This is a genomic window from Flavobacterium salmonis, from assembly GCF_903819435.1.
In the GTDB taxonomy this organism is placed as follows: Bacteria; Bacteroidota; Bacteroidia; order Flavobacteriales; family Flavobacteriaceae; genus Flavobacterium; species Flavobacterium chungangense.
The window spans coordinates 101,207-119,919 of the sequence record NZ_CAIJDP010000069.1; the positions used below are offsets into that span (position 1 = coordinate 101,207).

General features: G+C 32.8%; 13 protein-coding genes. 5 read left to right on the forward strand and 8 right to left on the reverse strand.

The window, feature by feature from the left end:
* Window positions 1–5 precede the first annotated feature (5 nt).
* Window positions 6–470, reverse strand: coding sequence for a tRNA (cytidine(34)-2'-O)-methyltransferase (locus FLACHUCJ7_RS12745; RefSeq protein WP_180909145.1), 465 nt, complete (start codon window positions 468–470; stop codon window positions 6–8).
* 72 nt (window positions 471–542) lie between these two features.
* Window positions 543–1,109 carry a pseudouridine synthase gene (locus FLACHUCJ7_RS12750; RefSeq protein WP_078227889.1) on the reverse strand — a complete coding sequence of 189 codons (567 nt, stop codon included), beginning with the start codon at window positions 1,107–1,109 and terminating at the stop codon, window positions 543–545.
* Between the two features lie 137 nt (window positions 1,110–1,246).
* On the opposite strand from FLACHUCJ7_RS12750, the gene FLACHUCJ7_RS12755 reads away from it, so the two are divergent.
* The 5 genes from FLACHUCJ7_RS12755 (at window position 1,247) to FLACHUCJ7_RS12775 (ending at window position 13,326) form a co-directional block, all read left to right on the forward strand.
* Window positions 1,247–1,621 carry a hypothetical protein gene (locus FLACHUCJ7_RS12755; protein WP_078227890.1) on the forward strand — a complete coding sequence of 125 codons (375 nt, stop codon included), beginning with the start codon at window positions 1,247–1,249 and terminating at the stop codon, window positions 1,619–1,621.
* Between the two features lie 326 nt (window positions 1,622–1,947).
* The gene (locus FLACHUCJ7_RS12760) at window positions 1,948–5,370 is read left to right on the forward strand and encodes a T9SS-dependent choice-of-anchor J family protein (RefSeq protein ID WP_180909146.1); all 3,423 of its coding nucleotides are present in this window, start codon (window positions 1,948–1,950) and stop codon (window positions 5,368–5,370) included.
* Between the two features lie 369 nt (window positions 5,371–5,739).
* Window positions 5,740–9,213, forward strand: coding sequence for an RHS repeat protein (locus tag FLACHUCJ7_RS12765; protein ID WP_180909147.1), 3,474 nt, complete (start codon window positions 5,740–5,742; stop codon window positions 9,211–9,213).
* A 15-nt stretch (window positions 9,214–9,228) separates the two neighbouring features.
* A complete protein-coding gene (locus tag FLACHUCJ7_RS12770; protein WP_180909148.1) occupies window positions 9,229–13,023 on the forward strand; it encodes a DUF6443 domain-containing protein in 3,795 nt (1,264 codons plus the stop codon).
* A 9-nt stretch (window positions 13,024–13,032) separates the two neighbouring features.
* Complete coding sequence (locus tag FLACHUCJ7_RS12775) at window positions 13,033–13,326, forward strand: hypothetical protein (protein WP_180909149.1); 294 nt, start codon at window positions 13,033–13,035, stop codon at window positions 13,324–13,326.
* A 426-nt stretch (window positions 13,327–13,752) separates the two neighbouring features.
* On the opposite strand, the gene FLACHUCJ7_RS25620 is transcribed toward FLACHUCJ7_RS12775, so the two are convergent.
* From FLACHUCJ7_RS25620 to FLACHUCJ7_RS12805, 6 genes are all read right to left on the reverse strand, one after another.
* Window positions 13,753–13,881, reverse strand: coding sequence for a hypothetical protein (locus FLACHUCJ7_RS25620; RefSeq protein ID WP_180909150.1), 129 nt, complete (start codon window positions 13,879–13,881; stop codon window positions 13,753–13,755).
* 62 nt (window positions 13,882–13,943) lie between these two features.
* Window positions 13,944–14,498 carry a MepB family protein gene (locus FLACHUCJ7_RS12785; RefSeq protein ID WP_180909151.1) on the reverse strand — a complete coding sequence of 185 codons (555 nt, stop codon included), beginning with the start codon at window positions 14,496–14,498 and terminating at the stop codon, window positions 13,944–13,946.
* 16 nt (window positions 14,499–14,514) lie between these two features.
* Window positions 14,515–16,749, reverse strand: coding sequence for a hypothetical protein (locus FLACHUCJ7_RS12790; RefSeq protein WP_180909152.1), 2,235 nt, complete (start codon window positions 16,747–16,749; stop codon window positions 14,515–14,517).
* Window positions 16,746–17,297, reverse strand: a complete 552-nt coding sequence (locus tag FLACHUCJ7_RS12795; RefSeq protein ID WP_078225946.1) for an RNA polymerase sigma factor — start codon at window positions 17,295–17,297, stop codon at window positions 16,746–16,748. The genes FLACHUCJ7_RS12790 and FLACHUCJ7_RS12795 overlap by 4 nt, the downstream gene beginning before the upstream one ends.
* 51 nt (window positions 17,298–17,348) lie before the next feature.
* On the reverse strand, window positions 17,349–17,747 hold the full coding sequence (locus FLACHUCJ7_RS12800) for a hypothetical protein (protein ID WP_180909153.1): 399 nt from the start codon (window positions 17,745–17,747) through the stop codon (window positions 17,349–17,351).
* A gap of 7 nt (window positions 17,748–17,754) precedes the next feature.
* A complete protein-coding gene (locus FLACHUCJ7_RS12805; protein ID WP_078225948.1) occupies window positions 17,755–18,615 on the reverse strand; it encodes a protease complex subunit PrcB family protein in 861 nt (286 codons plus the stop codon).
* Window positions 18,616–18,713: the final 98 nt, after the last annotated feature.

An 18,713-nucleotide genomic window follows, 5' to 3' on the forward strand; every position in this document is an offset into this window, starting at 1 on the left:
TTGATTTAATGATTAAATTTCTTCAATCCAATCTGCCTCTTAGCTTCCCCAACCACAAACGCAACTGAATTAGCAATATTAAAAGAACGAATAAGCGGAGACATCGGAATAGTCAAATGATTTTCGAATCTTGCCATAAACTCCTTACTCAAACCAACACTTTCTTTCCCGAATACCAGCCAGTCACCATCCTGAAATTCATTTTCCAAATACGATTTATCAGAATGTGAACTCATTAAAAACACACGGGATTGATCCGGAATCTGTGCTATCCATTCTTCAACATTTTGATATTCGGTTACGTCAAGGTGAACCCAATAATCCAAGCCGGAACGTTTTAGATTTTTATCATTAATTACAAATCCAAACGGATGAATTAAATGCAGTCTGCTTTCTGTGCCTACACACAAGCGGCCAATATTTCCGGTATTGTTTGGTATTTCCGGTTCTACGAGAACAACGTTTAGCATGTTTTTTTTGAGTTTTGAGTTATAAGTGATAAGTTTTTTTGGAATTATCTAATTGGCTAATTGCCACATCATCTAATTCTCTAATTGATCAACCTCACGAACTTCACCCGCTTTTAAGTTTTGCAAATATACATTTCCTATTCGAACACGTACAAGTCTTAAAGTAGGAAAACCAACTGCGGCGGTCATTTTTCGAACCTGACGAAATTTTCCTTCATTAACTGTTATCGAAGCCCATGAGGTTGGACCATGACGTTCGTCCCTGATCTTTTTGGCTCTTGGACCAAAATCAGGAATTTCGGTAACGATAAAAGCGGTACAGGATTTTGTTTTGTATTTTACTCCTTCAAAACCAATTTCTACACCTTGCTGCAATTGTTCAATGGCTTCGGGAGTTATAATTCCGTCAACCTGAACGTAATATTCTTTGTCTACTTTCTTGCTTCTTATCTGTTCGCTGACTTTTCCGTCTGTAGTCAGCAAAAGCAAACCTTCAGAGTCTTCATCGAGCCTTCCTATTGCCATTGTCCCTTCCGGAAAATCATGCAATTCACCTAAAAGCTTTTTCTTTCTTTTTAATTCATAAATAAATTGGCTGAGGTAGCCATAAGGTTTAAAAAGAATAAAGTGTCTGTGCATTTTTAATTTTTTGCAAAGATAGTTTGTTTCATCTTCATTAAAAATAATCGTATAATAAACTAAAGGCAATGTTAAATCGTTTAGTTTTAAAATTTAGAATTCGTAATATTATAATAGTAATTTTAAATAATAATGATATGGAAACTAATAATTTAGGCTCTAAAAAGATAAATGGAGTACAAAAAAATATTGACGAATCGAAAGGAAAAAATATTTCTCACGACGGCAAATCTGAGGATGCAAATTTAAAAAAAGAAGTTGTTACGGATGTGCAGGGAAATAAACAAATAGTAGAAAGGGCACGAAATGAAAACGAGGATATTCAAAAAGTAAAAGGTGATGCAAGTATGGAGGATGCCAATGCAAACCGTGGTGTTTCTACAGAAGAAGAAGCAAAAAAGACAGTCGAAAACAAAGACCGAAATTCGGATATTACACCAAATCGGTATCCTAATTCAAATCCTGAAAGTCATGAAGACAGAGGAAATATGAAATTGGATGAGGGAAATTAAAACATAACTCTTTAAAATTCTTTCATTATACAATACAAAGACTGTCTGTTTTTCATTCAGTCTTTTTTGCTTTACTTATTTGCAGTATAATTGTAGGTATAGCTTTATGTTTAGAGTTTTTTGTTAAAAAAAAATAGCGGGGCTTAAAAAAATAATATCATCATTTCAATTGAAGAAAGGTTGTGAATAATTTAATTAGTTGTCGAATTTTTTAGCTATTGATGTGAAATGTTTATAAGTTTAGTGTATTTAAGTTTATAGTTTTATAATATTCCCTTAACTTTAAAGGGTATAAATTTGATTTCTAAAAACTCTATTTTTTAAATATGAAAAAGATCTACTCTGTACGCCATTTAATGGCTTTTTTAAGTTTTTTTTATTGCTTTTCTTTAAGTGTAAATGCGCAGACAATGCCGGAAGGGCAGAAACTTCCTTATAAGCAGAATTTTACAGGCTTAGGAACAACTTTTCCTTTAGGAATTCAAGGCTGGTCTGCAAGTACTCCTTCAAGCTTACCAACTCCATCAAATTTTACAACCTCGGGTACTATAGTAGGAAATAAAGGTTTAACTGCAGGTTCTGCTAGTTCTACTTCTGGAGATGTTTATAATTTTAATGACAAAATAGGAATTTTAAATGCGGGAAGCTTCCTTGATCAGGCAATTGGTCTTGCATTAGAAACTACTAATTTCTACGGAATTCAAGTTCAATATGATGCGATGGTGATTCGTAATCCAACAGGAGTAGGAAGCCCGGCAACAACTAGAGTTAATGAGTTCGTATTACAATACAGAGTCGGAACAACAGCAGCATTCACAACTTTGCCAACTACTGTTTATGTCAATAATTCAACTCAAAAAATAGGAGCTGGAGATACTTCGGCGCAAAATCCTCAAGTTATAAAAGTAACATTGCCTTCAGATTGTGATAATCAGCCAGTCGTGCAGCTTAGATGGATTGCAAGACAACTTTCAGGTTCTGGTTCTCGTCCTTCTTTCGCAATTGACAATATTGATGTAAACAGCGATCACACAGCGCCAGTAAACGAAACCGGATTTCCAAAATCTGCTAATATATCCTCAACTCATTTTGATTTTTCGGATAAGTTGAATGAAATCGGAAAAACTTATTATGTTTTGCTTGCAGACGGGAATACAGTTCCAACTCCTGCTCAGGTAAAAGCAGGATTAGATGCCAACGGAAATGCTGCTTTACAAGCAGGATTTTTAACTATAGCAGATGCTTCATCGGCTTATACGAAAAATATTGCTGGTTTAACGCTATCAACTGCCTACAGCGTATTTTCTGTTTCTGAGGATGAATATGGAAATTTACAAACAGCAGTAAATAAAGTAGACGTTACAACAACAGCAACTGCATTACCAGTAGTAACAACTTCTGTAGGTGCTCTTGATTTAGGTTCTAATGAATTAAACTTAGAATCAGCATCTAAAAGTTATCAAATTCAAGCAATGGATCTTTTGAGCGATTTAACGGTTAGTGTTACACCAAATTTTTCGATCTCAAAAGATAATGTAACATTTGCTTCAATGCTTACTTACGCTGCTGCTGACTTTGCTTCAAATGCTTCACAGACGGTTTATGTAAGATTTAATCCAAATTTAGCGGGTGCTTTTACAGGACAGATTACACATGAATCTACTTCTGTTATTAAAAATTTATCTTTAGAAGGAAGAGGAATCAATCCATACGTTCAAAATTTTGATGATCCAAATGTGTTAAGCAACAGTGGCTGGACGCAATATGATGCAGCAGGAACTGCAAACAAATGGGCATACACCACAACAGCAAGAAATGTAAATTCTGGAACCGGTGCGGTTTTTATGAATGGCTATTCTGATGCAGGATCCAGCAAAGATTGGTTAATTTCGCCAAAATTACGTTTAGATACTTTTGACAAATTACCATTATTATCTTTTTATTCTCGTAAGTTCTATCCGGGACCAGCTTTAAAATTAATGGTTTCTACGAATTACGATGGAGTAAGCAGCCCAGAAACTGCAGTATGGACAGAAATTGATGGCAGTTTTCCAACTACAACAGGATCGTATGTTCAATCTCAATATATTGATTTATCAGCTTTTAAAACTAGTCATACTTATGTAGCATGGGTTTATGAGACAACAATAGGCGGTGGTACAGGAAATGCTTCAGAATGGTCGTTTGATGATTACGCTATTGTAAACGAATCAGCTTATGTAGCGTCAAACCCTGTTTTAGATTTTGGTACTGTAGATCAAAACACTATTTCGACTTCGCAATCTTTTACTTTTAAAGCCAAAGGATATGGAGATGTAACGATTATTGCACCTGCAGGTTATCAGATATCTGTAGATAATAGTTTATTCCAAAACAGCATTATTTTGACAGAAGCCGATGCTTTTGCAGGGAAAACATTGTATGCGAGATTTGCGCCGACTGTAAAAGAATTTAAAATTGCCGGCCCGCTAACAGTTACAGGAACTTCATTAAACAAACAGATAGGTTCTTTAACGGGATCTTCACTTCCAAAAGCAGAAACTTTTGATGTGGTAACTTATAATTTAGAATTTTTTGGTACCGATGTAAAAGGAACTGATAATGTTGAATTTGGCCCAACAGATGATGCCTTGCAAATCGAAAATGTGGCAAAAGTAATGAACAAACTGAATGCAGATGTGTATGTAGTTCAGGAAGTATCCGATGATCCGTCAATTGATGAATTGATTAAACAAATAAATATCAACGGAAAAACATTTGATAAATCAATTTCTACATCATGGTCGTATTCATTTAATGCAGCCGACCCGAATTTCCCTCCTCAAAAATTAGTGGTACTTTATAATACACAAACGACAACCGTAAAAAAGACTCGTGTAATGTTTAAAGAACTATATGATGATGTGCGTGCTAATACAGTAACTTTATCTGGTTATCCGGGCGGAAATGATGATAGTTTTTTCTCTTCAGGACGTTTACCATATCTGGTACAAATAGAAACTAATATTGGCGGAGTTACAAAAGAGATTAACCTGATTGACCTTCATGCCCGTGCGAATAGCGGAACAGATATAGGAAGATATAATATGCGTAAATATGATGCTCAATTTTTGAAAGACAGTCTGGATGTTCATTATCCAAATTCTAATCTGATTATTTTAGGAGATTTTAATGATGATGTGAAAGCATCTGTTGTTACTCCAAATCCTTCCTCTTACGAAGCATTTGTTACCGATACCAGTAATTACAATGCACTTACTTTGGGAATCAGTCAGGCGGGTACTTATAGTTTTTTAAGTTCTGGCGGGTTTTTAGATCACATTATCATTTCTAATGAATTGACAGATGAATATATTGCAAATTCTATTGCTGTATATGATCCGCGTACAGACATTGCAAACTATACAACGAACACTTCTGACCATGGACCTGTAATTGCACGCTTTGAATTGAAAGAAGATAATCTGGGTACAATTGATTTTGAAACGAATAAAGGATTTGCTGTAAAAGTATTTCCTAATCCTGCAACAGATGTTTTTAATATTTCAGTGAAAAGCAATATAGATAAGAATCTGAAATTCAGAATCTATGATCTTAACGGACGTTTGGTAAACAATCCGTCGAATGTTACAGCTGGTCAGGATATAACAACAACATCAATTCCGGTAAGCCATTTACAAAAAGGAATTTATATTTATACTTTGACAGAAAATAATAAAGTAGTGTGTAAAGGAAAGATTATAAAATAATAAAACGACAAATAATAAAACTAAAACAGGCAGTTCGATTGAGCTGCCTGTTTTTTTGTAATCTAAATCACTATAAAAACATGATTAAAATTGAAATTTTTTTAAAAAATCAAAAGAGATTAATAATGATTGCTAAAGGGCAAAGTTGCCATAATGATGTTATTCTACAATATGCTTTTTCGGCACAGTTTCAGAGGATAAAATGAAGATAAAAGATGCATATTTATTCTTGCTTCCATTTTTATATAGCATATTTATGTTTTTATTTTAATAATAATTAGTTAATCTGATGTAAATATTAAACAAGAAATAATGTGTTAATATTGGCTCAATATTTATAACTAATAAAAAAAGAATATAACAAATCATATGAAAAGACAGATACTATCAAAAATTTTGCCACTCTTCAGCTTAAGTATTGTTTTTTCACAAAATGCACCAAAAGTCATGCCGCCGTCACCTAATGCTTCTGCTCTGGCGCAATATGCAAATGTTCCAACGAATAATTACACTGGAGTTCCCAACATATCTATACCTCTGTATGAAATAAAATCAGGTGAGATAGAATTACCTATTTCATTAAGTTATCATGCTTCTGGTGTAAAGGTCTCTCAGGAAGCAAGCAATGTCGGTTTGGGCTGGGCATTAAATGCAGGTGGTGTTATTTCAAGGTCAGTAAATGGTGTAGATGACTTAAAACCTTTTTATGGATATACTATAGTTAATGAATTGCCTTCTACACAAAGTGATATTGCCATTTATGGAGATACATGGCAATATTTTTATGACTATAGAGAAATTCAAATGGGGCTAAGAGATGGAAAGCCAGATATGTTTTATTATAATTTTTTAGGAGAATCAGGAAAAATGATTTTCGATAAAAAGCAGTCGGGTACGAACAAAATCAAAGGCATACCTCTAAAACAAACAAATACTACATTTGTCTATGATTCAGACAAAAAAGAGTGGGAAGTGACTGATGGTAATGGCTGGAAGTATTATTTTAATGTGACAGAAGTATCACGTAGTTATAGCGCTTCCGATAATAGTGGTTCGGCATCTTATCTGGTAAATCATCAGGAACGTGAAGAGAGATTTTCCAGATTAGATCCCAATGTTAATTTCGATGAATATATATCAGCTTGGTATATTAATAAAATAATCACTCCGAAAGGTGATATATTAAATTTCGAATATGATGATGCATTAGGACGCCGGAGTATAACGCAATTAAATTTTTATGAACAAGAGAGTTATTATGGTAATACTCTTATCAAACCTTTTGAAAATGAAAATTTGTGGTATGGGAGTTTTTCAGAAAAGAAATACAACATATCTGTTGGCATGTCATCGGCTTCAGATATAAACTTAAAAAAAATAACATTTAAAAATGGGTACATTGATTTCACTACAAGTGATAGAGAAGACCTTCGTCAAAATAATCATTTTGGAACGCTATCTCCAAAATCTCAAAAATTAAATTCTATTGAAGTATTTGATTTAAATGGAGAATCAGTTAAAAAAGTAGCATTTGATTATTCATATTTTAACGAAAATATCGTAGGGAAAAATAAAGAAAATTATTGGAGACTCAAATTAAATACTGTACAGGAATTATTTTATGATAAGTCGTCTAATGCATACAAAAAAAATCAACCCTTCACTTTTACGTATAATTCAGTTATCCTTCCAGCCAAGACCTCTGCTAATGTTGATCATTGGGGATACCATAATGGATTTGATAATGATCATATCCAATATTACGAAGATGTAACACAAAAGTTATATAAGAATGATTCTCCTGCATATGATTATATACGCAATACTGTTATAATACAAAGTGAGAATGCAAATGAATATAAAAAGAAGTACCAAAGTTTTTTGCCTTTTCAGGCAATTGTTAGTCCAACAATTGGCTCTACTTATTTTCCTTTTTTAAATGGTGCTAATAGAGAAGCTGATGAAGTACAAATGCAGGCAGGGATTTTGAACAAAATTACTTATCCCACAGGAGGAAGTACGAGATTTACTTACGAGCCAAATAGCTATGATCCAAACATTGATCAGGATCCTTTAAAATATGAGTACAGATCATATTCAGTATGGCACGATGGAGATACCGCAGATGATGAAATAAGCAGTTTTAATTTAAGCGAATATACCATTGTTAAAATTGATTGCAGAATTACGACTTCTGGATCTGCAAGCACATTGGCAAATGTTAAAGCCTTGATACAAGCTAATGGTCGTAATATTGATGTAATTCGTTTTAATCCAAACATAAGTAATTTTAATTCAAACATTCAGTTGGTTTTGCCACCAGGTAGTTATTCAATTAAAGCAAATACTAAAGCTCCAACAGGTTTGGTAACAATTTTTATGACTGTTAAGTTTGCTGAGACATTTAGAACAGGCACAATAATTGGCGGAGGGTTAAGAATCGCAAAACAGGAAAGTTTAGATACAGATGGAAAAGTCAAATTGAGCAGAGTTTATGAGTATAATTTTCATCCAAACACTTGGACTTCAGGAATTGCAATGAGTGATATTCAGCATTTTTATTTAGATGGGGGAAATCGAAATTATTATGATCCATATAATATATCTTTTGGTAACGATTGGACAAAAGTAATTGTACGTTCTTCTGATAATAATACACCGTTGAGTTCATCTGCGCAGGGAAATCATGTAGGCTATACACAGGTATCTGTTTCAGATGAAGATCAATTAGGAAATAAGATGGGAAGATCTACGTACACCTATTCAAATAATCCTGATGACAGTGGATTTTATGATGTTCCGGGTATGCCTGTAATAACTCATATGGATAATGGTGATTTAATAAAGGAGGAATATTTTAATACTAATGATATTCTTTTAAAATCCATCGAAAATAAATATGTAAAAGATCAAGCTTCATCAAAGATGATTAAAGGAATTAATGTGAGAACTTTGCTAAAAAATCCTCCTAGTTATCAACCGGAACCTAATAGATTTATAAATTACTATAGAATTTACTCTGAGTGGTGGCATCCTGAAAAGACTATAGAAACAGTTTATGATCTTAATGGACAGAATCCTGTCATTACAACAACAAATTATGACTTTGAAAATGTCTTGCATAAAAATATAACCAAAACAACAACTACTAACAGTAATGGGGAAACAATAATATCTAAAAACAAATATCCACAAGATTTACAATCAGGTATAGATGAAACTCCAGCAGCAACTATCTCAAGCATAATAGCAGCTAATGTTGTTAACCCTGTGATCCAATCTGAAACTACTGTTGATGGAAATGTAGTACAAGGAACTATTAATAATTTTGAAATCATATCTTATCTGGATGAAAATAATGTTTCTAAGAACATGTATTTGCCTAAAAACATTAAAACCATAAAAGGTGGTTCAACAAGTTATGAAAAAAAGATAGATTTTACAGGTTATGGAAAATACGGAAACCTTACTGAATACAAGCAAACCGATGGTGCCACAACAGTTTATGTTTGGGGTTATAATGAGCAATATCCGGTAGCAGAAGTTAAAAATAGTTCGTTGTCCGCAGTGGAAGCTGCTTTAACTTCAGCAGAATTAAACAATATTAAGAACGGAACATATGATCAGGGAGCAATGATTACTGTTTTAAATAAAATCAGGACAAGTTTGCCGGCTGCTATGGTAACCACCTATACTTATATTCCTCTTGTAGGTGTAAGTACTACTACAGATCCTAAGGGATATACCACAACGTATTCTTATGATAATTTTGGCAGACTTGAATTTATAAAAGATAAGGACGGAAACATACTTACTGAGAACCAATACCATTACAAACAATAAGACTTTAAAGTAAAGATGAAAAAAATACTAAACCTGCTTTTGGTTTTATTTCCAATATTGGTAATAAGCCAGACGGTCACTCAGAATTATATAAAAACAACAACTTATAAAGTACCGACCCAGACAGCTATTTCAGTACCAAATATTACACAAGCAAATCAGAACATCACCTATTTTGATGGCTTGGGAAGGCCTATCCAACAAGTGGCACATCAGCAATCCGGTACAGGAAAAGATATAGTGACACCTGTTGAGTATGATGCCTTTGGCCGTCAGGTAAAAGACTATCTGCCTTATGTACCTACTGCCACTGCTTCACTCGATTATAAAACTACGGCACTAACGGAGGTTGGTACATTTTATAATACGGCGAAATACGAAAACACCACCAACCCTTTTTCTCAAAAAGAATTTGAAGCCTCTCCACTTAACAGGGTGCTGAAGCAAGCAGCTCCGGGAGAGGACTGGAAATTAGGGAATGGCCATGAGATAAGACTGGACTACCAAGCCAATACAAATGCTGATCTGGTAAGACGTTTTGGTGTTTCTTTTATTGGCGGCAATACGGAGAATCCTTATTTGGAAGATGAAGGTATTTATGCTCCATCCCAATTATACAAAACCATTACCAAGGATGAGAACTGGCAGGCAAACCAAACTAATCCTGATGATTATACTACAGTAGAATTTAAAGACAAAGAAGAACATGTGGTTTTAAAACGTACTTTCGATGCCGGTAAATGGCATGACACTTATTATGTATATGACGATTATGGGAACCTAACTTATGTATTGCCTCCTAAAGTTTTTACCTATTATTCCATAACACAGGGGTATGAAGATCAATATTTTTATAGTGATAGCGATTTTGAGGATCTTCATTTTTTTACTGATGATCAATTTGTTGAACTTAGTTTATCTCATAACAATGACAATTCCATATATTTTTATCTGGTTTCATCTGGTTTTACTCCAGGCTCTTCATTGATATCCGGAAAAATTGCTGATTTGGATTTCTCTCCTGCCTTACCCGATATGATTTTAGGCAATATTATGGTGCTGGACGTAAACGGAAACTTAGTAGTGGGAGGCGTTGCTTCTATTCAGAATGGCAGTTTGTATTGTACTCCAACACCCGGCGTTGGCGTTTATCCAGATGAGTATGGTTATTTATATTGTGAAATGACAAAAAGTCTTTCCGGTTTACAGGCTCTTTATACTCCCTTGGCATTGGACAGAACCACTTTAAATGATTTGATTTATCAATACCGTTATGACAAACGCAACCGGCTTATAGAAAAGAAGCTTCCGGGCAAGGAATGGGAATACATTGTATATGATAAACTGAACAGGCCGGTTTTAACACAGGATGCCAATTTAAAAACTTTCAAAAAATGGATCTTTACCAAATATGATGTCTTTAATAGACCTGTTTATACCGGTGAATATATAAATACTGTAAAAACAACTCGTGCTGATGTGCAACTTTTGGCAGATGCCGGTACCACCTTATCGGAAACGAAACAGGCAGTGAACACCATCAATGGCACTACTGTATATTATAGCAACAATGCTTTTCCAAACCCAACTGACATTAATCTGCTGACGATTAATTATTACGATAATTATGATTTTGATTTAAACGGCGGCGGTTCAGCAATATCCTATACTATTACCCCAATTACCAATGCCAAAGGTCTGACTACTGGAAACAAAGTCCGTGTTTTAGGAACTTCCAGCTGGATAACCAGCCTGACCTATTATGATACTAAAAGCAGAGCTATTTACAACTATACCAAAAATGATTATCTGGGGACCACCAGCACGGTAAAAAATCAATTCGATTTTGTAGGCAAAACGTTGGAAACCACCTCTACACACCTCCGAAACGGGGTTACTACTTCTATAGTAGATGCCTTTACCTACGATCAAGCCGGAAGGCTCACCAAGCAAACACAGGCCATTAACGGGACTACCACACCAGAAATGATTGTAGCCAATTCCTATGATGAATTAGGGCAATTATCCGGCAAGAAAGTGGGCGGAAAAACCATTCAGGGACTACAAAAAGTAGATTATGCCTACAACATTAGGGGATGGCTCAAAAGTATAAACGACCCCAATAACCTGAATCAGGATAATGATTTATTTGGTTTTGGGCTAAATTATAATACTTTAGTAAATCCATCTCTTGCTTCCTATTATCAAAATAAACCACTATACAATGGCAACATCAGCAGTACTTCCTGGAAAACAAATAATGTGAGTTCTGTCTTAAAACAGTATCATTATACTTATGATGCGTTGAATAGATTTAAAACTGCGATTTATGCTGAAAATAATGTTGTGAATAATAAGTTTGAAGAAATTATTTCTGGTTATGATCGCAATGGTAATATTATGTATTTAACCCGTAATATGCCAACTCCTGGTGTATTTGTTTCAGGATATATGGATATTTTAAGGTATTATTATAATGAAGGGAATCGCTTAATAAAAGTAATGGAAAATGCTAATACTGCCTATGGATCTGAAGGCTTTAAAGATGGGAATAATACAGATGATGACTACAGCTATGATGCAAATGGCAATATGATTCTGGATAAAAACAAAGGGATAACAGCCATTGCCTACAACCACCTCAACCTTCCTGTTAAAATAACATTTGGCAACGGAACTATCGATTATTTTTATGATGCAACAGGTGTAAAACAGCGTAAAATAGTAAGTTCAGGAACGACAACCGATTATGCCAGTGGATTTCAGTATGAAAACAATATATTAAAATTTTTCCCCCAACCTGAAGGTTTTGTAGAGTATAATTCAGGAACTTTTAGTTATATTTATCAATACAAAGATCATTTAGGGAATGTACGATTGAGTTATAGCGATTCAAATAACGATGGAACAATCGCAGGTTCTGAAATTCTGGAGGAAAACAATTATTATCCGTTTGGGTTAAAGCATAAGAATAATAATGTAGTTAATTCAACCCATCCTGCTTTGAAGTATAAGTACAATGGAAAAGAACTTCAAGACGAGCTAGGACTTCACATGTATGATTATGGAGCACGTAATTATGACCCTGCATTAGGACGATGGATAAACATTGATCCACATATTGAAAAATATGAATCTATAAGTCCATATTCATATGTTTTTAATAATCCTATAAAATATATAGATATTAAAGGAAAAGACCCAGGAGATGTAGTAGTTGTCTTTGGTGGTGGAGATATTCTTAAGAATAACGATAAAGGTGGAGCTTTAGCAATTCAAAGAAATTTACAATCTTTATATAGTAATTCTAAGGGTGGAAAGGTTGAGTCTTTTGTTTCTAAATATTGGGGAACGAGTCTTTCAGATTCTGAAAGTCTTGATGATGCAACACAAGGAGCATATGATTATATTCTTTCAAACTATAACAAGGATAAAGGACAAGATGTAGAAGGCGGTAAAATCATAATAGAAGGTTATAGTTATGGAGGTGTTTTAGCTTCACATCTTGCAAGTAGATTGAGGAAAAATAAAATTAATATTGATTTACTTGTTACTGTTGACACGGCTGCTGGTCCTGAGTCAGATGATATTAATAGAACTGTTTCTTCAAATGTTAAAAAATATATTAATATTTTTCAAACTAATCCATCTGCAATAGGTTCTCATGGAGCGGAAAATAAAAAAGAGAAAAAAAGTAATACAAATGGAGTTAATGTCGATTTAACTAAAATTACAAATGAACATGGAAAAATTGATGAGGTAGCCTTTAAAGCTGTGATTCAACAAATTCTAAAAGAATTAAATAATTAATTTAAAGTTATGAGATTAGTAAAAAAAAATGTTATTGAGTTTATTATTGTTTTTTTATGTTGCATTCTTTTGTATCCAATTATAGTTTATGTAGCTAAAACTTATATTAATTTAAAAAATTTACCTTTAATACCATATCATTATTATATTCAAGTTTGGTTAAGTTTTCCATTATTAATATTATTAGGTTTAGTCGAATTTTTTAAATTTAAAAGAAAAATTTTTGGAATTAGTATTGCTTTTATTGGTTTTCTTTGGTTTTTAACTGTTTTTCTTGAAATTTACAGTAAAAACAATGGGTAATATCTCAGATGGTAGTGTTTCAGAGTTAGTGATATGAGAATTTAAATTTATAACATGTTGAAATAGAATTATTATTAGCAAAAAATAAGATAAAGAAGTGCAGTAATGCTCTTCTTTATTGTTTTAATATTGCCTTAAAAAGAACTAAAATGAGCAAAGATGCTAGCCCAGCTGGTCCGAGCAGAAATAATTACAACTGCTAGTGCGAGTGTCTCACTCGTACCCACAAAGAATAAACACAAAAAACTAGAAAATTGCTAGGCTTTTGTGTTTATAGCGAAGCTTTTTATTGCGCTAATTGCTGAATTTTCTTTTTTGTGATAAAGGCATCAATTAGAATTTTAATGATAGATCTATCATTTTCCTGTATTTTTTCGATGGCTTTAAATTGGTTAAACAGTTCTTTATCTGTTATCGAACTATCTGCTAAATCATCAGAACTTCACTCATTAAAAAATCAGAAGATACACCTAGCGCGTTAGAAATCTTTGCTATAATATTGGCAGAAGGTGTTGCCCCTTTTTCTTTATATCTTCCTATTTGCGAATAATGCATACCCGCAATATCGAAAAAAAAGACCTTGCCGGAAAATATTAATTTGTTAAAAAAGCATCAAGTTAAATTTGAAATAATAACCGACTCAGTTTATCCCGTAATTCTTTAGCTTTCAAATCAATAGTTTCATCTTTTGTTATTTCTAAAAAATAATCCAATTGCCACTTTTGTGTTTTTTGAGCCTGTTTGCTTGTAGTAACATCCCAAGGCGGATAAACTCTCGTAGCTCTTTTGCCTTCTTTAGTTGCCGTAGAAAAAATCCCTTTCTCTAGCAAAATAGCTTTGGGGAAAATAAATTGCCCAAAACTATTTTCTTTTCGCACACTAATAATTACAAAATCTATTGTGTCCGAAAAGTCAAAGGGTTCAATGGTTCCTGATATATTGCGTTTCCACAAAGTGACAAATTGCCCCGTCTTTGTTGGAGTAATTTTAGCTTCTCTATAGCAGATTGTCTTTTTATTAATCTCAAAACGATAAGCACTATATTCAGTACTTTCTGCTTCTGGTTGAGGTTGTGTACATTCTAAATTGCAATAATCGTAAACCAGTTCTTTAGTCAAAATTAAATCATCTGGAAATGTTTTCAGATTAATCCAACTGTCCGGAATTTTCATAATTTAGTATCTTGATTTAAAACGAAACATTCAAACCAAAATTAAATGCCCACTGAAATTGATTAAAAGTTTGTTTGGTTAATGGATTGATGTAGTAATTCATACCAGGCTGAACAAAAACATTTGTCTTTTTGTATAAACGATATTGTAAAGTACTGCTTAGTAAAGTTCCGTAAACAAAGTCACTGGCATTTAAATTATCACCTATTGAATCTCCGTTTAAGGTCACATTGTTTGAAATTAATTTCCCTACAAAACCACCCGTATTTAGACTTAAACTGGTTTTGCTTTTGCTAAAAATAGCATAAGAAACTTCAAGGGGCATCTCAATATATTTTAAACTCTGTTCGATATTCCCATTTTCTGTATTATCGCTTTTTAAAGCGTTTTGAGTATTTTTTGAAACAAAAACATAGCTGGAGTTGGTTGTTATCTTTGGCGCAACTACTGCAGGACTCTGAATTAAATAGTCGCTTATTGCAGGATATGAAGCTATTTCAGATGTTTGGTAATAAGAAACATTAGCGATACTTTGACCTAATTCATTAATTTTTAAACCAGAACTTACAGCCCATTTTTTATTGAGTTTGTAATTTGTCTTTACTCCATATGAGTTCGTTTGTTTGGATTCGTTAACATTTCCTAAAGTCTTTTGCTTACCGTAATTTTGAGAATTTGCAACTCCTGCAAAAACGTCCAATGACCATTTTTCAGAATTAGGAATAGATTTACTTTCTTTGTCTTTTTCAGTTTTAACTTCTACAATTCCCTTTTCTAAATTTTGTAATTCTACTAATTGAAGAGAATCCACTTTGGTTAACAAATTAGTATATTCAGAATTTTTATTTTGATTATTTTCAGCAACAATTGTTTTTGTTGTTAGGGCTTCGTTTGAAACTTCTTTTGTTGTATTTTGTTTCTTTTCTGAAATTAAATTAGAAGAGTTTAAAACAGTAACAGCATTGTTTTTTGAAGCTAATTTTTCTTCAAAAATAGAGTTTGGTACCTGATTGTTTGAAAAAGAATTGAACGAATTTTGTTTTCCTGCTGTGAATGTTTTTTCAGCCACAGCCTGATTTTCATTTCTTTTTTCAGCTTGTAAAGCTTCATTATTTGAAAAAGAATTGAACGAATTTTGTTTTCCTGCTGTAAATGTTTTTTCAGCCACAGCCTGATTTTCATTTCTTTTTTCAGTTTGTAAAGCCTGATTGTTTGAATAAGAATTGAACGAATTTTGTTTTCCTGTTGTAAATGTTTTTTCAGCTACGGCTTGATTTTCATTTCTTTTTTCAGCTTGTAAAGCTTCATTATTTGAATAAGAATTGGAAGAGTTTTGTTTTCCTGTTGTAAATGTTTTTTCAGCCACAGCCTGATTTTCATTTCTTTTTTCAGTTTGTAAAGCCTGATTGTTTGAAAAAGAATTGAACGAATTTTGTTTTCCTGTTGTAAATGTTTTTTCAGCTACGGGTTGAATTTCATTTCTTTTTTCAGCTTGTAAAGCTTCATTATTTGAAAAAGAATTGAAAGAGTTTTGTTTTCCTGCTGTAAATGTTTTTTCAGCTACAGCCTGATTTTTATTTCTTTTTTCAGTTTGTAAAGCCTGATTGTTTGAAAAAGAATTGAAAGAGTTTTGTTTTCCTGCTGTGAATGTTTTTTCAGCCAGATCCTGATTTTCATTTCTTTTTTCAGCTTTTAAAGCCTGATTGTTTGAAAAAGAATTGAACGAATTTTGTTTTCCTGCTGTGAATGTTTTTTCAGCCACAGCCTGATTTGTATTTTTTGTTGTATTTTTTGATTTCTGGTCAGAAATACCGGAATTGATTTTAGTACTGAAATTTTTAGGAGTAATTGTTGTTCTATATGGATTGTTGTTTTGAGGATTATTAGATTCTTTTACGGTATTTTCTAAAGATGAATTTTCAACAACATCAGCCTTTTTTTCTGCATTATTTTCTTCAGTACCTATTTTTTTGTTACTCTCTGCGTTTTGTTTGTTTTCGTCAAGAACAACGTTTTTTTCTATCGATTCTTTATTTATTGTTTCAATTCCTGAATCAGAATTAAAACGTAAAACAGAAGGAAGCAATAGCCCTAGTAAAAGGCATGCAGCAGCAGACCACCAAAGAATTGCTCTTTTTTTCTTTTTGGGTTTATCAAGTTCTTCTTCAATTTTATTCCATAATTCGGGTGGTGGGACACTCGAAAAATTTTCCATTGATGAAAAAATATCTTCTATTTTCTGCTTTTTCATGCTGTTTTAAAATTTTTAATACTCAAAATTCTTTTTTGTAAAATTCTTTTGGCCCTGTTTAAATTTGATTTAGAAGTGCCTTCTGAAATTTTGAGTTGTTCTGCAATCTCTCTATGTTTCATTTTTTCAAAAACATATAAGTTAAAAACCATGCGGTATTGATCAGGTAAGTCCCGGATATATTCGAGTAATTTTTCTTGTGCTATCGGAATAATTTCTAATTCCTCTTCTTCCACAAAATCGGTATCAGGATCAAAAACATCCAAAAAGAAACTTTCTTTTTTTTTCTTATTTAAAGTTTCGATTAGTTTATTGATAAAAATTCGTTTCAGCCAACCTTCAAAACTGCCTTCAAATTTATATTGATGGATTTTTTGAAAAACAATAACAAACGCCTCTTGAAAAACATCTTTGGCATCGTCTTCATTTTTCATATATTTTAAGCAAATACCATACAAAACAGGAGAGAACAACTGATAAATTTTCAGTTGTCCTGCTCTGTCATTCTGTATGCATTGTTTAATGTATATGTCTAAATCGTCTTTCAAAAAGAGGGGTTGTTTGGTTTAGGCAAAAATAACTTTTTTTAGACTCTTAACCTATTTTTTATAGATAGTACGTGTACCATCAGAGTCATTACTTATGATTGTTAAGTTTTGATTATCAAGGTTTTCTATAATGTATGTTTTGCCTTCAAAAGAGATCAGATCCTTTTCTGACTGGTCAAAAAAACTGATCCCTTTTTTGATTTCATACGTACTGTTGCGAATCTCAACATCATCTTTGTAAGTGATGATTTTTCCATCATTGGTAAAAACTATTTTTTTATTGAATCCTATTGTTTTAGGAGTAGAAACATATGGATTATTTTCTCCGCCAATCGTTTTTTTCCAGACCCACGTATCAATAATGGGATTGGTTTTAGTTGTGTTAACTTCAAATGAATAAGAAGTTGTAAAAATGATAAGTACAATAAAAAGGAATAGTTTTTTTGTCATGATTTGTTTAAATTTTTAAGAGTACAATTTTGTCTTTAATTGCCTTCTTGAAAGCTTTCACTTCTGTACTTTGATCTGCTGTATCAGTATTGTCGATATAGATTTTTGTTGTACTGGCACCTTGGTGTAATTCAAAATAAACACCACCCTGATTTGCCGGGTCTGGAGATCCGTAGGTTTTGGTTTGGCCTTTTAAGTTTAAGATTTCAGTTGGGACACTTTTCAGGAACAACGTGTATTCACCCCTTTTTATTGTAGCAGTATATTTATATTGTCCAAATTCATAAATTCCGGTGGCTACATTTAGATATTTAAGAATATTGTAATCATTTAGTTGGAAAAAGTCATTAACACTGCCAAAAGTTCCAATAACAATATTGTCTTTGTTTTCTGTAGTTTTGTTAAAATAAATAGGTTTTGTCGTTTTAGGAATCAAAACATAATCAGCAGGATAGGTTGCAGTTGGACTAGTGGTCTCTCCGCTTTGTGGTCCGTGCTCATAAAAATTAACAACAATCTGGCAATTGTTTTCTACAATCGAAGTGATTTTTATACCGTAACCTGTGGTTGATTTTTGACCAGAATAAAGTCCAATCAAAAAGTTATTAGTGAAATTAATATTTGGATCACTGGCAACAGTACATGAATTAGCATGTTGTGTGAAATACTGATTCAGTTTTTCCTGGCTATTTACAATTATAGCTGCAGGATTGGGTAAGGCCTCTTTAATTGTATAGTTGCAGGAAAGAGGAAAGCCGGTAAATGAAACGTTAGTATATGTTCCACACGTATCTTGAGGTAAATCATCATTCAGTGAACACGCACTGAATCCAAAAGCTATAAATAAGCTTAACATTAACTTTTTCATGAATTTTATTATTAGGTTTATATTTAGTAGATGTAATTGTTTTAAAATGGTTGCGTTGAATTTTTTTAGATGACTGAATTGTTTATTTAATTTAGATT

Coding starts and splice junctions, on each gene's coding strand:
- FLACHUCJ7_RS12760 (WP_180909146.1), top strand. CDS start 1,948: ATGAAAAAGATCTACTCTGTACGCCATTTAATGGCTTTTTTAAGTTTT.
- FLACHUCJ7_RS12800 (WP_180909153.1), bottom strand. CDS start 17,747: ATGACAAAAAAACTATTCCTTTTTATTGTACTTATCATTTTTACAACT.
- FLACHUCJ7_RS12775 (WP_180909149.1), top strand. CDS start 13,033: ATGAGATTAGTAAAAAAAAATGTTATTGAGTTTATTATTGTTTTTTTA.
- FLACHUCJ7_RS12790 (WP_180909152.1), bottom strand. CDS start 16,749: ATGAAAAAGCAGAAAATAGAAGATATTTTTTCATCAATGGAAAATTTT.
- FLACHUCJ7_RS12785 (WP_180909151.1), bottom strand. CDS start 14,498: ATGAAAATTCCGGACAGTTGGATTAATCTGAAAACATTTCCAGATGAT.
- FLACHUCJ7_RS25620 (WP_180909150.1), bottom strand. CDS start 13,881: ATGCATTATTCGCAAATAGGAAGATATAAAGAAAAAGGGGCAACACCT.
- FLACHUCJ7_RS12755 (WP_078227890.1), top strand. CDS start 1,247: ATGGAAACTAATAATTTAGGCTCTAAAAAGATAAATGGAGTACAAAAA.
- FLACHUCJ7_RS12770 (WP_180909148.1), top strand. CDS start 9,229: ATGAAAAAAATACTAAACCTGCTTTTGGTTTTATTTCCAATATTGGTA.
- FLACHUCJ7_RS12745 (WP_180909145.1), bottom strand. CDS start 470: ATGCTAAACGTTGTTCTCGTAGAACCGGAAATACCAAACAATACCGGA.
- FLACHUCJ7_RS12805 (WP_078225948.1), bottom strand. CDS start 18,615: ATGAAAAAGTTAATGTTAAGCTTATTTATAGCTTTTGGATTCAGTGCG.
- FLACHUCJ7_RS12765 (WP_180909147.1), top strand. CDS start 5,740: ATGAAAAGACAGATACTATCAAAAATTTTGCCACTCTTCAGCTTAAGT.
- FLACHUCJ7_RS12750 (WP_078227889.1), bottom strand. CDS start 1,109: ATGCACAGACACTTTATTCTTTTTAAACCTTATGGCTACCTCAGCCAA.